Source organism: Blastococcus aggregatus (genome assembly GCF_900221005.1).
GTDB classification, from domain to species: Bacteria; Actinomycetota; Actinomycetes; order Mycobacteriales; family Geodermatophilaceae; genus Blastococcus; species Blastococcus aggregatus.
Genome location: NZ_OBQI01000001.1, coordinates 341781 through 358479, shown reverse-complemented (window position 1 = coordinate 358479; position 16699 = coordinate 341781). Strand labels below are relative to the sequence as shown.

General features: G+C 72.3%; 18 protein-coding genes. 14 read left to right on the top strand and 4 right to left on the bottom strand.

The genetic code is table 11. The annotated features are described in order from the left end of the window. Positions 1–6: 6 nt before the first annotated feature. Positions 7–243, bottom strand: a complete 237-nt coding sequence (locus tag CRP29_RS01800) for a hypothetical protein (protein ID WP_097193346.1) — start codon at positions 241–243, stop codon at positions 7–9. Between the two features lie 70 nt (positions 244–313). Here CRP29_RS01800 and cutA point away from each other — a divergent pair, with 70 nt between their 5' ends. Beyond that, a complete protein-coding gene (gene cutA, locus CRP29_RS01795; RefSeq protein WP_245852298.1) occupies positions 314–640 on the top strand; it encodes a divalent-cation tolerance protein CutA in 327 nt (108 codons plus the stop codon). A 143-nt stretch (positions 641–783) separates the two neighbouring features. Next, on the top strand, positions 784–2511 hold the full coding sequence (locus CRP29_RS01790) for a putative bifunctional diguanylate cyclase/phosphodiesterase (protein ID WP_245852288.1): 1728 nt from the start codon (positions 784–786) through the stop codon (positions 2509–2511). A 7-nt stretch (positions 2512–2518) separates the two neighbouring features. On the opposite strand, the gene CRP29_RS01785 is transcribed toward CRP29_RS01790, so the two are convergent. Next, a complete protein-coding gene (locus CRP29_RS01785; protein WP_097194031.1) occupies positions 2519–2806 on the bottom strand; it encodes a DUF6343 family protein in 288 nt (95 codons plus the stop codon). A 44-nt stretch (positions 2807–2850) separates the two neighbouring features. On the opposite strand from CRP29_RS01785, the gene prfB reads away from it, so the two are divergent. From prfB to CRP29_RS01755, 6 genes are all read left to right on the top strand, one after another. Beyond that, on the top strand, positions 2851–3963 hold the full coding sequence (gene prfB, locus CRP29_RS01780; RefSeq protein ID WP_097193343.1) for a peptide chain release factor 2: 1113 nt from the start codon (positions 2851–2853) through the stop codon (positions 3961–3963). A gap of 181 nt (positions 3964–4144) precedes the next feature. Then, positions 4145–4825, top strand: a complete 681-nt coding sequence (ftsE, locus tag CRP29_RS01775; protein WP_217991464.1) for a cell division ATP-binding protein FtsE — start codon at positions 4145–4147, stop codon at positions 4823–4825. Positions 4826–4878: 53 nt separating this feature from the next. Beyond that, positions 4879–5763: a permease-like cell division protein FtsX gene (ftsX, locus tag CRP29_RS01770; protein WP_097193341.1), complete on the top strand. Its 885-nt coding sequence runs from the start codon at positions 4879–4881 to the stop codon at positions 5761–5763. Positions 5764–5968: 205 nt separating this feature from the next. Then, positions 5969–6445 (top strand): SsrA-binding protein SmpB, encoded by a 477-nt coding sequence (smpB, locus tag CRP29_RS01765; RefSeq protein WP_097193340.1) that lies wholly within the window; start codon positions 5969–5971, stop codon positions 6443–6445. 39 nt (positions 6446–6484) lie between these two features. Then, a complete protein-coding gene (locus CRP29_RS01760) occupies positions 6485–6988 on the top strand; it encodes a hypothetical protein (protein WP_097193339.1) in 504 nt (167 codons plus the stop codon). 57 nt (positions 6989–7045) lie between these two features. Continuing rightward, positions 7046–7966 (top strand): NADP-dependent oxidoreductase, encoded by a 921-nt coding sequence (locus CRP29_RS01755; protein ID WP_097193338.1) that lies wholly within the window; start codon positions 7046–7048, stop codon positions 7964–7966. Positions 7967–8023: 57 nt separating this feature from the next. Here the strand turns inward: CRP29_RS01755 and CRP29_RS01750 are convergent, their stop codons facing one another. Together CRP29_RS01750 and CRP29_RS01745 are read right to left on the bottom strand one after the other, a co-directional pair. Then, entirely contained in the window at positions 8024–9523 is a 1500-nt protein-coding gene (locus CRP29_RS01750) for an MFS transporter (RefSeq protein ID WP_097193337.1), read from the bottom strand. Between the two features lie 139 nt (positions 9524–9662). Then, the gene (locus CRP29_RS01745) at positions 9663–10295 is read right to left on the bottom strand and encodes a TetR family transcriptional regulator (RefSeq protein ID WP_217991420.1); all 633 of its coding nucleotides are present in this window, start codon (positions 10293–10295) and stop codon (positions 9663–9665) included. Between the two features lie 110 nt (positions 10296–10405). Here CRP29_RS01745 and CRP29_RS01740 point away from each other — a divergent pair, with 110 nt between their 5' ends. From CRP29_RS01740 to corA, 6 genes are all read left to right on the top strand, one after another. Beyond that, entirely contained in the window at positions 10406–11302 is an 897-nt protein-coding gene (locus CRP29_RS01740; protein ID WP_097193335.1) for an amidohydrolase family protein, read from the top strand. After that, on the top strand, positions 11302–11679 hold the full coding sequence (locus tag CRP29_RS01735; RefSeq protein ID WP_097193334.1) for a VOC family protein: 378 nt from the start codon (positions 11302–11304) through the stop codon (positions 11677–11679). The genes CRP29_RS01740 and CRP29_RS01735 overlap by 1 nt, the downstream gene beginning before the upstream one ends. Before the next feature lie 43 nt (positions 11680–11722). Next, the gene (locus CRP29_RS01730; RefSeq protein ID WP_097193333.1) at positions 11723–12721 is read left to right on the top strand and encodes a GNAT family N-acetyltransferase; all 999 of its coding nucleotides are present in this window, start codon (positions 11723–11725) and stop codon (positions 12719–12721) included. A 9-nt stretch (positions 12722–12730) separates the two neighbouring features. Continuing rightward, positions 12731–13609, top strand: a complete 879-nt coding sequence (locus tag CRP29_RS01725) for an SCO6745 family protein (RefSeq protein WP_097193332.1) — start codon at positions 12731–12733, stop codon at positions 13607–13609. Between the two features lie 70 nt (positions 13610–13679). Further along, the gene (locus CRP29_RS01720) at positions 13680–15293 is read left to right on the top strand and encodes an SLC13 family permease (protein WP_097193331.1); all 1614 of its coding nucleotides are present in this window, start codon (positions 13680–13682) and stop codon (positions 15291–15293) included. Between the two features lie 234 nt (positions 15294–15527). Next, positions 15528–16664 (top strand): magnesium/cobalt transporter CorA, encoded by a 1137-nt coding sequence (gene corA, locus CRP29_RS01715; protein ID WP_097193330.1) that lies wholly within the window; start codon positions 15528–15530, stop codon positions 16662–16664. Positions 16665–16699: the final 35 nt, after the last annotated feature.

Below are 16699 nucleotides of genomic sequence, written 5' to 3'. Positions count from 1 at the left end.
GACGGCTCAGCCGCCGCGCTTCACCTCGGCCTCGAGCACGCCGCGGACGGCCGTCTGCAGCGTCTCGTCCGAGGTGTCCCCGGACCGGAGCGCCGCACGGGCGGCCTCGGGCAGCAGGCTGTCGGCCACGGTGTCGAGCCAGGTCACGTCGCCGTCGATGCGCCGGCCCACCTGCAGGCCCTCGCCGTCGTGGCGCAGCACGAAGGTCTCGCCGTCGATCTCGATCGTCTTGTCATCGCTCATGAGCGCCCCCTACCCCCGGGCACGGCGACCTCAATCAGCGGCCGCGGAAGTCGCCCGCCAGGATCGGGCCGTGGACGTGGAGTGCTGCGAGATCGTGATCACCGATGCGGACGCCGAACGGCTGGTGGCGCTGACCCGCACGCTGGTCGAGGAACGGCTGGTAGCCTGCGGGCAGCACGTCGCCCCGATCCGCTCGGTGTACCGCTGGGCCGGTGAGGTGCACGACGAGGCCGAGGCCCGCGTCGCCCTGCACACCCGGCGCTCCCTGGTCGACGCCGTCGTCGCCCGCGCCGTGGAGCTGCACGCCTACGACGTGCCCTGCGTCCTGGCCGTGCCGCTGGTCGGCGGCCACCCCGGGTACCTTCGCTGGATCGCCCAGGAGACCCGGGAGCCCTGACTCCCTCCTTGGAGCGAGACCGCCGCGCTGGCATGACGGATCCGTTCCGGATTGCCGATGGGGGAGCAGCGGACGCCGACGGCGTCCCCCGACTGACGGGCGGGACCGTGCGACCACGACCGAGCCGCGCGCTGCCTGCCGACGTGCGCCGCCGGGGCGGCGGTGGCGGGGCGACCCTCCTCGTCGAGGCGGTCCTCGACGCGCTGCCCTCGCCCACGCTGCTGGTCGACCGGAACGGCACGGTGCTCCTGGCGAACTCCGCCTGGAACGAGGCCGCCGAGACGCTGGACGACGACCGCTTCCGGGTGCCCGTCGGTGGCGACTACTTCGCCCTCGCCCTCCAGGTGCGGGACGACGAGCACGCCCGGGCGCTGGTCGCCGGCATCCGCGAGCTCTCCATGGGCCTGCGCGACTCGGCCACCGCCGACCTGCCCGTGCAGCTCGCCTCGGGCACCCGCTGGTTCCACCTGCAGGCCTCGCGGGTCGACGAGGCGGGCAACATCGTCCTCACCCACACCGACGTCACCTCCCGGGTGCGCGCCGAGCGCGCCTCGGCCTGGCAGGCGCGGCACGACGCGCTCACCGGGCTGCCGAACCGCTCCTACCTGCACCAGCTGATCGACGCCGACCTGGCCGCGCCGAGGACGCGGGTCGCCGTGCTCTTCCTCGACGTCGACGGGTTCAAGGAGGTCAACGACTCCCTCGGGCACGACACCGGCGACGACCTGCTCCGCGAGGTGGCCGCCCGGCTGACCGCGGCCGTCCGCGAGGACGACACCGTCGGCCGGCTCGGTGGCGACGAGTTCGTCGTCCTGTCGCGCGGCTGCACGCCGGTCGAGGCGGAGGCGCTGGCCGAGCGGCTGCGGGTCACCCTCGAGCGGCCCTTCGAGCTCGGCGGCCACGTCGTCCGGATCGGTGCCAGCATCGGCATCGCCGGGACGTCCGGGCACCGCTACCTGCGCTCCACCGACCTGGTCCGCGACGCCGACCTCGCCATGTACGCGGCCAAAGCGGCCGGGCGCAACCGGGTGCACGTCTTCAGCCCCGACCTCCGGGCGGCGGCCGAGCGGCGCGCCACGCTCGCCAACGAGCTGCGCGACGCCCTCGTCCGCGACGAGCTGGTCCTGCACTACCAGCCGGTGCTGCACCTGCCGTCCGGCCGCTGCACCGGCATGGAGGCGCTCGTGCGCTGGCAGCACCCCGAGCGGGGCCTGCTCGCGCCGGGGGAGTTCCTGCCCACCGCGCAGGCGCACGACCTGATGACCCCGCTGGCCCGCTGGGTGATGACGGCGGCCACCCGTCAGATCGCCGAGTGGTCCCGGATCGGCCTCGACCTCGTCGTGGCGGTCAACATCACCGCCGAGCAGTTCTCCAGCGGAACGCTGGTCGAGGACGTGTTCGCCGCGCTCTCGGACGCCGGCGTGCCACCGGAGCTGCTCGTCGTCGAGCTCACCGAGACCTCCGTCGCGGAGGATCCGGAGCGCGCCGCCCAGCAGATGGCCGAACTGCGCCGCCGCGGGGTGGAGGTCTCCATCGACGACTTCGGCAGCGGCTTCTCCTCGCTGGGCCAGCTGGTCACCCTGCCCGCGGGCATGCTCAAGATCGACCGCAGCCTGGTGAACTACACCGAGGGCCACCGCGACCGGGCGGCCGCCGCGATCGCCGCCGTCGTCGCGCTCGGGAAGGCCTGCGGGATCCGGAGCCTGGCCGAGGGCGTCGAGACCGCCGGGCAGCTGGCGCTCGCCGCCGAGCTCGACTGCACCTTCGCCCAGGGGTTCCACATCGCCCGGCCCATGCCGGCCGAGGCGGTGCCGGGGTGGGTCTCCGCGCAGCACGCCACGGCTGCGCCGGTCGCCCTCGCGGCGCGCTGAGGCCCCGTCAGCCCGGTTCGCCGCGCGCCTTGCGGCGCACGATGACGACGATGTCGACCACCGCCACGACGGCGAAGATCAGCAGCAGGACCGCGGGCCAGGCCGGCAGGTCGGTGGCCAGCCAGCCCAGCCCGCCGGCCAGGCAGACCACCAGGCCGAAGAGGGCCAGGATCAGCCGCAGGGTGAGCGCCGACTGCGCGGCCGGCGCGCCGGCGAAGCCCGCCGTCGGGTCGTGGTGGTCCGGGAGGCCCTGCTCGTACTCCTCCCGCGTGCGCTTCTTCGCGGGTCCGGTCATGCGGACCGGGTACCCCGGCGCGCGGCGCACTACCCTGGCTAGACGTGGCTGCCGACTTCTCCGTCGTACTCGACGAGCTCAACACGACCCTGGGGTCGATCGAGGCGGTCCTGGACGTCGACGACCTCCGCAGGGAGATCGCCGAACTGGAGCAGCAGGCCGCCGCGCCTGACCTCTGGAACGACGTCGAGGCCGCTCAGGCGCTCACCTCGCGGCTCTCCTTCCTGCAGGGCACGCTCCGCCGGGTCGAGGAGCTGCGCTCCCGCCTCGACGACGTCGGCCTGATGCACGAGATGGCCGCCGACGAGGGCGACGAGGCCACGCTGGCCGAGACCGAGCGCGAGCTGGTGAGCATCCGCGCGGTGATCGACGAGCTCGAGGTCCGGACGCTGCTCAACGGCGAGTACGACTCCCGCGAGGCGCTGGTGACCATCCGGTCGGAGGCCGGGGGCGTCGACGCCGCCGACTTCGCCGAGATGCTCATGCGGATGTACCTGCGCTGGGCGGAGCGGCACAAGTACCCGACCGAGGTCTACGACGTCAGCTACGCGGAGGAGGCCGGCATCAAGTCGGCCACCTTCGCGGTGAAGGTGCCCTACGCCTACGGCACGCTCTCGGTCGAGCAGGGCACCCACCGGCTCGTGCGCATCTCGCCGTTCGACAACCAGGGACGCCGGCAGACGTCCTTCGCCGGCGTCGAGGTGCTGCCCGTCGTCGAGCAGACCGACCACGTCGACATCCCCGAGAACGAGATCCGGGTCGACGTCTTCCGCTCCTCGGGCCCCGGCGGGCAGAGCGTGAACACCACCGACTCCGCCGTCCGCATGACCCACATCCCCACCGGCATCGTGGTGTCCTGCCAGAACGAGAAGTCGCAGATCCAGAACCGCGCCGCCGCCCTGCGGGTGCTCCAGGCCCGGCTGCTCGTCGTCCGCCAGGCCGAGCAGCGGGCCGAGATGGACGCGCTCAAGGGCGAGGGCTCGAGCTGGGGCAACCAGATGCGCTCCTACGTGCTGCACCCGTACCAGATGGTCAAGGACCTCCGCACCGAGCAGGAGAGCGGCAACCCCGGGGACGTGCTGGACGGCGGGATCGACGCCTTCATCGAGGCCGGCATCCGGTGGCGCCGTCAGCAGGAGTCGACGTCCGCGGCGTAGGCCGCCGCTGTAGGGGAGGTCACTCCACCCGGCCGATCCGGGCCGGAACCGACGCTCCGTGACCGGCCTGCTGGGCATTTGCGCGGCCCGGTGACGGAGCGCGAGAACGAGCCTCGCGAGTTCCGTGGCGAACGAGGGGTCGAGGGCCCCGGTGCTAGTACCGTGGCGCCTCGTGATCGAAATGCAACACGTCACCAAGCTCTACCCGGCGAGCGGCCGGCCGGCCCTGGACGACGTGTCGACGGAGATCGACAAGGGCGAGTTCGTCTTCCTCATCGGTTCCTCGGGGTCGGGCAAGTCCACCTTCCTGCGGCTGCTGCTGAAGGAGGAGGACCCGACGTCCGGCAACGTCATCGTGAACGGCAAGACGCTCAACACCATGAGCAAGTGGAACGTGCCGAAGCTGCGACGCACCATCGGCTGCGTCTTCCAGGACTTCCGCCTGCTGCGCGACCGCACCGTGGCGCAGAACGTCGCCTTCGCGCTCGAGGTCATCAACAAGCCGCACCGCACCATCCGCAAGGTGGTGCCCGAGGTGCTGGAGATGGTCGGCCTGGAGGGCAAGGCCCAGCGGCTGCCGGGAGAGCTCTCCGGTGGTGAGCAGCAGCGGGTCGCGATCGCCCGCGCGTTCGTCAACCGGCCGCTGGTGCTGCTCGCCGACGAGCCGACCGGAAACCTCGACCCGGACACCAGCGAGGGCATCATGCTGCTGCTCGAGCGGATCAACCGGACCGGCACCACGGTGATCATGGCGACGCACGACTACCACATCGTGGACTCCATGCGCCGTCGCGTGATCGAGCTCAACGGAGGATCCCTCACCCGCGACCAGTCTCGCGGCGTGTACGGCGTGGGCCGATGAGCGGCCTCGCCCGCCGCTGACCGAGTTCCTCCGAACCCCACGACAGGACATCCATGCGCGTCAACTTCGTGCTCTCCGAGGTGGCCACCGGGCTCCGTCGCAACCTCACCATGACGGTCGCGATGATCCTGACGACGGCCATCTCGCTCGGCCTCATGGGCACCGGCCTGCTGATCGCCTTGATGATCTCCGACATGAAGGAGATCTACTACGACAAGGTCCAGGTCTCCATCTTCCTCGCCGAGGGCGTGACCGAGGAGCAGCGAGCGGCCATCGAGGCCGAGCTCTCCTCGTCCACCGAGGTGAAGAGCTTCATCTACGAGAACAAGGACGAGGCGTACGAGCGCTTCCAGCAGCAGTTCAGCCAGCAGCCGGAGCTCGTGCAGAACACCCCCGCGGACGCGCTGCCGGAGAGCTTCCGCGTCGAGCTGGTGAACCCCGAGCGGTACCCGGTCATCGCCGAGCAGTTCCCCAACGGGGAGAACGGCGTCGACCAGGTTCGCGACGAGGGTGACTTCCTCGACCGGCTGTTCAGCCTGCTCAACGGCGCCCGCAACGCGACGATCGCCGTCGCCATGGTCCAGGCGCTGGCGGCGCTGCTGCTGATCTCGAACACGATCCAACTGGCGGCGTTCAACCGGCGCAACGAGACCAGCATCATGCGGCTGGTCGGCGCCTCGCGCTGGTACACCCAGCTGCCGTTCATCCTCGAGGCCGCGCTCGCCGGGCTGATCGGTGCCCTGCTCGCGATCGGCGGGCTGGTGCTCACCAAGGTGCTGTTCGTCGACCGCACGCTGTCCGGGCCGATCAAGGCCGGCATCATCCCGCCGGTCGACTGGGGGCAGATCGCGCTGATCAGCCCGCTCATCGCCGGGGCCGGCGTGGGCCTGGCCGCCGTCGCCGCCTACGTGACGCTGCGGCTGTACGTCCGCCTGTAGCTCCACCTCGCATCGAGTGCGACGAACTCGTGGCCATCGCAGACTGATGGCCACGAGTGCGTCGCATTCGCCGTCCCAGTCCTGCTCGGGCGGGCGGGCCTGCTGGCGGACGGCGGTCCGGGCGAGGTGGCGTTCCTGCCGGTGCAGGCGCCTGCGCTCGCCGGACTGCGTCACGCCGTGGCGGGACCCCAGTAGCCTGGCAGGCATGCCGCGGGAACAGGGGCGCAAGCTCATCGCCCAGAACAAGAAGGCGCGGCACGACTACTCGATCCTCGACACCTACGAGGTGGGCCTCGTGCTCACCGGTACCGAGGTCAAGAGCCTGCGCGCCGGTCGCGCCTCGCTGGTCGACGGGTTCGCCTCCATCGACGACGGCGAGGTGTGGCTCCAGCACGTCCACATCCCCGAGTACGTGGCCGGCACCTGGACCAACCACACGCCGCGCCGCAAGCGCAAGGTGCTCATGCACCGCAGCGAGATCGACAAGCTGATCGGCAAGATCAAGGAGGGCGGGCTCACCCTCGTCCCGCTCGACCTGTACTTCAAGGACGGCAAGGTCAAGGCGACCCTGGCGCTGGCGAAGGGCAAGAAGTCCTACGACAAGCGGCACGACCTGGCCGAGCGCGACTCCCGCCGCGAGATCCAGAAGGCCTTCGGCCGGTACGTGAAGGGTCGGCGCTGACCCGGAAAACGGGTTGAGCGGCATCGGAGGATCGATGCCGTGCGCATGACGTTCCAGCGGATGGCGGACCGGCGTCCGGTCGAGACCCTCGTCGAGCGGGACGACGGCGTCGTGTTCGCGATGCGCGGCGCGGGCGGGGGCGCCGACCTGCCGCACGACCTGGTGCATGCCGTCGTCGAGACCGCGCTGCCGCTGGCCGACGGCATCTGGGGCTGCGTCGCCGACGGCGTGGTGTGGGGCAGCATGCGGCACGTGTCGGGCCGCCGTCCGCCACACTCCGCGGAGCGGTCCGACCAGCTCAAGCGGGAGCGGCACGAAGCGGTGCAGCGCGCGGAGAACGTGGCCGACGTCGTGGGGCGGCTCGCGCGCGGCGAGGCACTGCCGCCGCAGCACGTGGCGACCTCCGGCCTCCCGCCCGAGAGGATCGCGGCGGCCGTGGACGCGGTGCGCGACGCGTCGCGCCGCTGGGCCGTGCTCCCGGTGGGCGAGCGCTGGGTGCTCGAGTGGACGACCCAGCGCGGATCCGGCCGTCGCCGCAGGTGACGAGGGCGACCCCCTGGGCGCGGGCCGCGGCCGGGTGCCGCGCCTACGGTGGAGCGCATGCGTGGAATGGCGTACGACCGGTTCGGGGACGACGACGTCCTGACGTTGCGCGACGACCTCCCGGAGCCGCCCGTCGGCCCGGACGTGGTGCTCGTGCGCGTGCACGCCTCGGGGGTGAACCCGGTGGACATGGGCATTCGCGCCGGCGGCCTGGCGAGCTTCTTCCCGCACCACTTCCCGATCATCCCGGGCTGGGACGTCTCCGGCGTCGTCGAGGCGGTCGGGCCCGCGGTGGTGGCGTTCGCACCCGGTGACGAGGTGTTCGGCTACGTCCGCCGGGACGACGTCCAGTGGGGGACGGCGGCCGAGCTGGTGCCCGCACCCCAGCGCTGCCTCGCGCACAAGCCGGCGTCGCTCTCCTTCGCCGAGGCCGGGGCGCTCCCGCTCGCCGGGCTGACCGCCTACCAGGCGCTGACCGAGGCGCTCGACGTCGGCGAGGGCGACCGCGTGCTGATCCACCGCGCGGCCGGCGGCGTCGGCTTCAACGCCGTGCAGATCGCCGCCGCCCTCGGCGCGCACGTGATCGGGACGGCGAGCCCGCGCAACCACGGCTTCCTCAAGGACGCCGGGGCCGCGGAGGTGCTCGACTACAACGCCGGCCCGATCAGCGGTCAGCTGTCCGAGCCGGTCGACGCCGTCCTGGACCTGGTGGGTGGGGAGACCCTCGCCGACGCCCCGAAGCAGGTGCGCGACGTCTCCCGCATCGCCTCGGTGGTCGACCCGTCGGTGAACGAGATGGGTGGGCGGTACGTGTTCGTCCGCCCCGAGCAGCACGACCTCGAGGAGCTCGGCCGGATGGCCGACGCCGGCCAGCTTCGGGTACCGATCGCCAAGGCGTTCCCGCTCGCGGAGCTCGTCGCGGCCCACCGGCTGGTCAGCGAGGGGCACGTGCGCGGCAAGGTCGTCGTCACGCTCTGACCCCGGACGCGCCGCTGCCGGGCCCGGTGCGAGACCGGTCCCGGCAGCGGACGACCGTCAGGCCGCCAGTGCCATCTCCGGCGCCGGCAGGTCCGACCTCCGTGCCGAGATCGACGCAGCGCCGATGAGCAGCGCGATGCCGAGGAACGCCGCCGCCCACACGAACGCCACGTGGTAGCCGTGCACCATCGCGGCCTCGGTGCCGCCGGTCGGATCCGCGGCCATCCGGTCGGCGACGGCGGACGCGAAGAACGTGTTCAGCAGCGCCAGCCCCAGCGATCCCCCGATCTGCTGCGCGGTGGTCAGCGTCGCCGAGGCCACCCCGGCGTCGTGCTCGTCGACACCCAGCAGCGCGGTGCTCGACGCGGACACGAAGACCATCGCCATGCCGAAGCTCATCGCCAGCTCCGCCGGTAGCACGCTGGTGACGAACGAGCTGGTCACGCCGATCTGGGTGAGCCAGAGCATCCCGGCGACGGCCAGGGCCAGGCCGCCGACGATCAGCGGCCGCGGGCCGACCCGGGGGAGCACCTGGGAGACGAGCCCCGCCCCGACGATGATGCCGCCGCTGAACGGCAGGAACGCGAAGCCCGACTCCAGCGGGGTGTAGCCCAGCGTCTCCTGGAAGTAGAACGTCAGGAACAGGAACATCGAGAAGAGCCCGGCGCCCACCAGCAGGAAGACCAGGTACGAACCACCGCGGTTGCGCTCCAGCACGATGCGGAGCGGGAGCAGCGGGTGGGCCGCCCGGCGCTCGTGCAGGACGAAGCCGACCAGCAGGACGGCGGCAGCACCCAGGAGCGTCAGCGTGAGCGGGTCGGACCAGCCCGCGCCGGCCTCGGCGGCCCTGCTGAAGCCGTAGACCAGGCTGGCCAGCCCGGCGGTGGACAGCAGGACGCCGGGCACGTCGAAGTGGCGGTCGCCCTCCGCCCGGCTCTCGCGGACCAGCACGACGGCGGCCAGCGCCGTGGCGACGGCGATCGGCACGTTGACGAGGAGCGTCCAGCGCCAGGACGCGAACTCGGTCAGGGTGCCGCCGAGGATGAGCCCGATCGCCGCTCCGCCACCGGAGACGGCGCCGAAGACGCCGAAGGCGCGGGCCCGCTCCCTGGGTTCGGTGAAAGCGAGGGCGAGCAAGGACAGCGCCGCCGGTGCCAGCAGCGCGGCGAACACGCCCTGGAGCGCCCGGGCGCCGAAGAGCAGTTCCTGGTTGGGCGCGATGCCGCCCAGCCCGGACGCGGCGGCGAAGCCGAGCAGCCCGATGAGGAAGGCGCGCTTGCGGCCGATGATGTCGGAGACCCGGCCGCCGAGCAGCAGCAGACCGCCGAAGGTGAGCGTGTAGGCGGTCACGACCCACTGGATGTTCGCGGCGCTGATGCCCAGGTCGGCGCCGGCGTCGGGCAGCGCGATGTTCACGATCGAGACGTCCAGCACGATCATCAGCTGGGCGATCGCGATGACGGCGAGGGCGAGCCAGCGCCGGGGATCGGGTTGCGGTGGGGCGGGCTCCCCGGGGACGGGGGAGTGCCGGAGGTCGGGGAGGGTGTCGACGGGCATGGCTGCGCCGTCCTTCCTGCGCGGTGCGCAGTGGAGGGGATGAGGACGCGCGGGTCCGGGCGGCCGGCAGCGGTGCGCGGTCGCGGGGACGGGCGGGGAACGGCCGACGGAGGTCAGGGCCGGCCGGGAGAGGAGCGGGTCAGCTCACGGGATGTGCGAGTCCTGCGCCGGCCCAGCGCAGGCAGTCGCGGACGAGCGCCAGGAAGTGCTCGAAGGAGTCGTCGGGATCCCAGGCCTCGATCGCCGTGGAGAACGCGGCGAAGGCGGTGTTGTAGACGAGTGCGGTGCGGAGCGGGTCGCCGTCCGGGGTGCGACGGCTGATCCACTCCTTGAGGTCGGGTTCGAAGGCGTCGCAGGTGTCACGCGACGACGTGCACAGTTCCGGTGACTGCTCGAACAACCGCTTCTGCAGGGGCAGCCGTTCGGCGAGCAGCCGTGCCAGACCGAGCGAGACGTCGGTCAGCGCTTCCCACAGCGGCAGGTCCGCCCTGGGGTCCGCGAGGAGGTCGCGCCACTGCTGGACCTCCAGCGGATCGAGGTCGAACACGACCGCTTCCTTGCTGGGGAAGTAGCTGAAGAACGTGGTGCGGGAGACGCCGGACGCGCCGGCGATGTCCTCGACGCTGACGGCGTCGAAGCCGCGCTCGCTGATCAGTGCCAGCGCGGTGGAGCGGATGGTGCGCCAGGCCTCGAGCTTCTTGCGCTCTCGGAGCCCCATGACGGCGGCCAGGGGGCAGTGCTCGGAGAGCGACGACTTCCCTGGCCTGGTCACGGGACCACCCTAGACAGAAAGCTGGACCCGGTACAAGTCTATACCGAGACCAGTTTTCGGTGTCACCCGGACGGCTGCGGTCGGCAGTGCCCGGACCCTAGGGTCGGGACGTGATCGCAGCTCCCCTCGACGACGCCGACGTCCCCCGCTTCTGGCGGGAGCTGGGCCTGCCCGGGCTGGTCGACGTGCACGTGCACTTCCTGCCGGAGCGGGTGCAGGCGAAGGTGTGGGAGTACTTCGGTGCCGCGAAGGACAACTACGGCACCGCCTCCTGGCCGATCACCTACCAGCTGCCGGTGGAGGAGCGGCTCGGCGTCCTCGAGCGGCTCGGCGTGCGGGCCTTCTCGACGCTGCCCTACCCGCACAAGCCGGGCATGGCCGCGTGGCTCAACGACTGGTCGGCCGAGTTCGCGGCCGGCCGCCCGCAGGTGCTGCAGTCGGCGACGTTCTACCCCGAGCCGGAGGCGCCGGCCTATGTCGCGGCGGCGCTGGACCGGGGTGCCCGGGTGTTCAAGGTGCACGTGCAGGTGGGCGCCTTCGACCCGCGGGACCGGCTGCTCGACGACGTCTGGGCACGGCTGGAGGAGACCGGCACGCCGGTGGTCATCCACTGCGGCTCGGGGCCGCTGGTCGGCGAGCACACCGGGCCCGCGCCGATGGCGGGGCTGCTGGAGCGGTTCCCGCGGCTGCAGCTGGTCATCGCCCACCTCGGCATGCCGGAGTACGGCGAGTTCCTCGCCCTGGCCGAGCGGTACGAGCGGGTGCACCTGGACACCACCATGTTCGCCACCGACTTCACCGAGCGCGGGCGCAACGCCTTCGACCGCGCCCTGCTGCCGCGACTGTCGGACCTGCGCGGCAAGGTGCTGCTCGGCAGCGACTTCCCCTCGATCCCGTACGCGTACGCCCACCAGCTGGCGGCGCTGCACCGGCTGGAGCTGGGGGAGGAGTGGCTGCGCGCCGTCCTCTGGGGCAACGGCGCCCGGATGTTCGGACTGGAGGCCTGATGCCGAGCTTCACCTTCACCGCGAGCGTCCTCGGGACGCCCGACCCGCGCGGGCTCGCCCGCTTCTACCGCCACCTCCTGGGCTGGCCGATCCGCGACGACACCGACGAGTGGGCGACCCTGCGGCCGGCCGACGGCAGCACCGGGTTGTCCTTCCAGCTGGAACGCGACCACGTCCCGCCCGTCTGGCCGCCCGAGCCGGGCACCCAGCAGATGCAGCAGCACCTGGACCTCCTCGTCGACGACCTCGACGCGGCCTGTGCGCTGGCCGAGGACGCCGGCGCCGAGCCGGTGGGCGGGCACGAGGACGACGACGAGATCGTGCGGGTCTTCCGCGATCCGGCCGGCCACCCGTTCTGCCTGTTCGTGCGCCGCTGAAAGAGGTCGCCCCGGGGCGCCCGGCTGCCTACCCTCCGACGACGTGGCCGACCTTCCCGCACTGCCCGCAGGCCTCTCCGTCGCGCCGATCACCCCGGCTGACGTGGCCGACGCGGCGGCGCTCCTGGCCGTCGCCGAGACGGCCGACGACACCGGTGAGCACTGGAACGCCGAGGACCTGACGGAGTGGTGGGTCAACGACCTCGTCGATCTGCAGCGGGACAGCCTCGCCGTGCGCTCGGCGGACGGCACGCTCGTCGCCTGGGCCACCGTCCTCGCCCTGCCCACCTTCCGCGACGCCTTCCGCGTGGAGCTCGAGGCCCGGGTCCACCCCGCCTGGCGGGGACGCGGGGTGGGGCGCGCCCTCCTCGCGTGGCAGCTCGCGCGGGGGCAGGAGGTGCACGAGGAGCGCCATCCGGGCTCGCCCGCGGTCCTGGCGGTGGCTGCTCCCACGACGATGCCCGGGCTGGAGGGGCTGCTGCGCCGCGCCGGCCTGCAGCAGGAGCGGTGGTACTTCTCCATGGAGCGGCCGCTGACCGAGCCCGTCGAGGTCCCGGTCGTCGAGGGCATCGACCTGGTCCCCTTCGCGTGGGAGCGGGACGAGGAGGTCCGTCAGGCGCACAACGCCTCCTTCACCGAACACCACGGGTCCGCCGAACGGGACGCGACGACGTGGCGGACGCTGTTCACCGGCCAGCGCGCCTTCCGGCCGGACCTGTCGGTGCTGGCCGTCGCCGACGGCGCCGTGGTCGGCTACGCGCTGGGTTACGTGTACGAGGCCGACTCGCTGGCCACCGGCTACGACGAGGTCCACCTCGGCCAGATCGGCGTGCTGCCCGCGATCCGGGGGCGCGGAGTCGCGTCGGCGGTGATCGCCGCGGTGCTCCGCGCGGCCGCCCACGACGGCTGCCGGCGGGCCGGGCTCGAGGTCGACAGCGCCAACGTCACCGGGGCGGTGGGCGTGTACGAGCGCCTCGGTTTCCGCACCGCCCGCACGCGGGCGAGCTGGTCCCGGGTCCTGCCCGCCGCCGTGCATGGCTAGGGTGCGCCCATGGTCAGCGCCGATCCGTCCACTGCCACCCTCGACCCCCGGCAGATCGCGCGGGCACACCGCGCCGTCGAGCTCCTGCACTCGCACGTGTACTTCGCGCCGGAGACCGAGCAGCACCTGACCGGAGCGGGCCTGCGCCCGGGCCGGATGTGCTACTTCGCGGGCCGGTCGGCCGCCATGGGTGCGGTGGGCGCCGGCACGGTGACGGCGACGTTCTACAACTTCTCGCCGGCGCTGGTCGCCCGCACCATCCCGGCCGCCTGGACGCTGGCCACCCCCGAGCAGGTGCTGGCCGCCCGTCTCGACGCCGCCCGCGCCTCGCTCACCCGGCTGCTCGGCGACGCGGCGTCCTCCGACGAGGTCGTCGAGCTGGGTGAGCTGCTGCGCGAGGCCACCACGGTGCTGTCGCCGGAGGGTCGCGCGCTCTACGCCGGTCACGCCGATCTGCCCTGGCCCGAGGAGCCGATCCTCGTCCTGTGGCACGCGGCCACGCTGCTGCGCGAGCACCGCGGCGACGGGCACGTCGCCGCCCTGCTGCACTCCGGCCTGTCCGGGATCGAGGCGCTGGTGACGCACACGGCCATGGGCCGCGGCTTCACCCCGGAGGCCGCCAAGGCCACCCGCGGCTGGAGCGAGGAGGAGTGGGCCGCCGCCGCCCAGGCCCTGGCCGACCGCGGCCTGGTCGACGACGCCGGCCTGACCGAGGAGGGCGTGGAGCTGCGCGCCCGCCTCGAGGTGCACACCGACGCGCTGTCGGCCGACCCCTGGCTGCTCCTCGGGCCCGAGCGGACCGCGCGCGTGGTGGAGATCGCCAAGGAGTTCTCGCGCACGCTGGTCGCCAACGGTGCCCTGAGCGCGTCGGGCCTGGCCAAGAGCTGATTCCCGTCGGGTCGCCGCCCGGCTCCGCGCTGCCTAGGGTCTGATCATTTCCCAGACCCGGGGGGCCGAAATGACCGCAACGGAGCGGACGCAGGGCCAGCGCACCGACGTCGACGCAGCCTTCCGGGGCAGCGCGACCTACCGCAGCCTGGGGGAGCAGAAGCTCAGCCCCGCCGAGGAGCGGTTCGAGAAGGGCCGGCGCACCGTCGGGCTCTTCCTGGCGCCGGTCGTCACGATCGTCTTCGCCCTCATCCCGTTCGACCTGCCGCGCGACCAGCACCTGCTCGCGGCGGTCCTGCTGGGCGTCATCGTCCTGTGGATCACCGAGCCGGTGCCGATCCCGATCGGCGGTCTCATCGGGGTCGGGGCGATCGTCGTGCTCGGGGTGGTGCCCGCCGACGACGCGCTGGCGCCGTTCGGCTCGACGACGGTCTTCACCTTCATCGGCGCCTTCATCCTGGCCGCGGCCATGCTCAAGCACGGGGTGGCCAGGCGCTTCGCGATGTTCATCCTGTCGCTGAAGTGGGTGGGCGCCTCGACCGCGCGGGTGGTCATCGCCTTCGGGTTCATCACCGCCGTGCTGTCGGCGTTCGTGTCCAACACGGCGACCGTCGCCATGCTGCTGCCCACGGCGATCGGCATCCTCTCCGTCATCGCCAAGCTGCTGCAGGACAAGGAGCTGGTGAAGCCGGACTTCGACCCACTCCGGCTGCGCGTCGGCGTCGCGCTGATGCTGATGCTGGCCTACGGCGCCGGCGTCGGTGGCCTGCTCACCCCGGTCGGCAGCCCGCCCAACCTGATCGGCCGGGGGCTGATCGAGGAGGCCACCGGTGAGCGCATCGGCTTCCTCGACTGGATGCTGATGGCGCTGCCGATCTGCGCGCTGATGTTCGTCGCGCTGACCGTCATCCTGCTGCTGCTCAACAAGCCGGAGATCCGGCGGATCGAGGGCGTGCACGAGTACGTGCAGAAGGAGCGGGCCGAGATCGGGGCGTTCTCCGGCGCGGAGCGCAACACGCTCATCGCCTTCGGCATCACCGTCGCGCTGTGGATCTTCCCGGGCATCATCGCGCTGACCGCCGGCACCGAGTCCGACCTGTACGCGACGATCAGCGACCGGCTCGACGAGGGCATCGTCGCCGTCCTCGGCGCCTCGCTGCTGTTCCTGCTGCCGACCGACTGGAAGTCGCGGGAGTTCACGCTGAACTGGAGCGACGCGGCGAAGATCGACTGGGGCACGATCCTGCTGTTCGGCACCGGGATCATCTTCGGCTCGCTGCTGGCCAGCACCGGCCTGGCCGAGCGGATCGGGCAGGCGTCGGCCGACTCGCTCGGCCTGACCAGCACCCTGGCCATCACGGTGTTCGCGGTGATCCTGGCGATCATCATCAGCGAGACGACGAGCAACACCGCCTCGGCCGCCGTCGTCGTCCCGATCATCATCCCGGTGGCGATGGCCGCCGGGATCAACCCGTTCGTGCCGGCGCTGGCCGCGACGTTCGCGGCGTCGTTCGGGTTCATGCTCCCGGTCTCGACGCCGCAGAACGCGATCGCCTACGGCTCGGGCGTCGTGCCGATCACCAAGATGATCCGCAGCGGCTTCTCCTTCGACATCCTGGGCGCGATCCTGATCGTGATCCTGCTGCCGGTGATGGTCGACCTGGTGCTGGGCAGCGTGGGGTAGGCCTCATCACGAGGGGGCACCGGCGGTGGGGGACGCCGTCCGCGCGTGGGATCATCGATGAGACGGCCCCCGGACGGACGCGGGCCCGGACCGGAGGGAGCGCGCATGCCCGGCGAGCCTCCCAGTACCGGTATCGGGATCCTCCCCGCCCGCTGAACCGCCCGGAGCGGACAGCACGCGCACGCGAGGACCCGCGCAGCCCTCGTCGTCGTCCCCGCTCCCCGGGAGTCCGTCATGACCGATCGCCGTCGCGCGCCGCTGAGCGCGCTGACCACCCTCGCCCGCCGTCCGCGTCCCGAGGTCCGGCTCGTCCCGCCCGTGCCGGCGGGGACCGAGCCCGACGCCGGACGGTCCCGCGTCGTCGACAACGCGGTCTACTCCGCAGGCCGCCGGGTGGCGACGCCGGACTCGGCCGCCGACAGCCGCGCCGAGCTCGACCTCGGCGAGGAGCGCCTGGCCTGGCTCGGGCTCTACCGGCCGGAGCCGCAGGAACTCGGCGAGCTCGCCGAGCTGTTCGACCTGCCCGAGCTCGCGGTCGAGGACGCGATCAAGGCCCACCAGCGGCCGAAGTTCGAGCGGTACGGGGACACGCTGTTCGTCGTCCTCAAGGCGGCGCGGTACGAGGACGCGGCCGAGGAGGTCGAGTTCGGCGAGGTGCACCTGTTCCTGGGGTCGGACTTCGCCGTCACCGTGCGGCACAGCGAGTCACCCGACCTCTCGCGGGTGCGCCGGCGGCTGGAGAGCGAGCCGGCGCTGCTGGCCAAGGGCAGCGAGGCGGTGCTCTACGCGACGCTGGACGCCGTCGTCGACGGGTACCGGCCGGTGGTCGACGGGCTGGCCACCGACATCGACGAGATCGAGACCGAGGTCTTCCGCGGCGATCCCGGCGTCTCCCGGCGCATCTACGAGCTGTCGCAGGAGGTGCTGGAGTTCCAGCGCGCGGCGCAGCCCCTCACCGGGATCCTCGCCGCGATCACCGCCGGCTTCGACAAGTACGGCGTCGACGAGGAGCTGCGCAGCTACCTGCGCGACGTCGCCGACCACGTGGTGCAGGTGATCGAGCGGGTCGAGGGCTTCCGGCAGCAGTTGCGCGACATCCTCACCGTCAACGCGACCCTGGTCGCGCAGCGGCAGAACGAGGAGATCCGGGAGCTGACCGAGGCCTCCATCGCGCAGGGCGAGGAGGTCAAGAAGATCTCCGCCTGGGCGGCGATCCTGTTCGCGCCCACGCTCGTCGGGACCGTGTACGGGATGAACTTCGACGACATGCCCGAGCTGCACTGGTCGTTCGGGTACCCGTTCGCGCTGCTGGCGATGGTCGGGGTGAGCCTCGCGCTCTACGCCGTCTTCAAGCGGCGCGGCTGGATCTGATCCCGCCCCGGTCCGCGCTGACCGGTTCTGTCGGG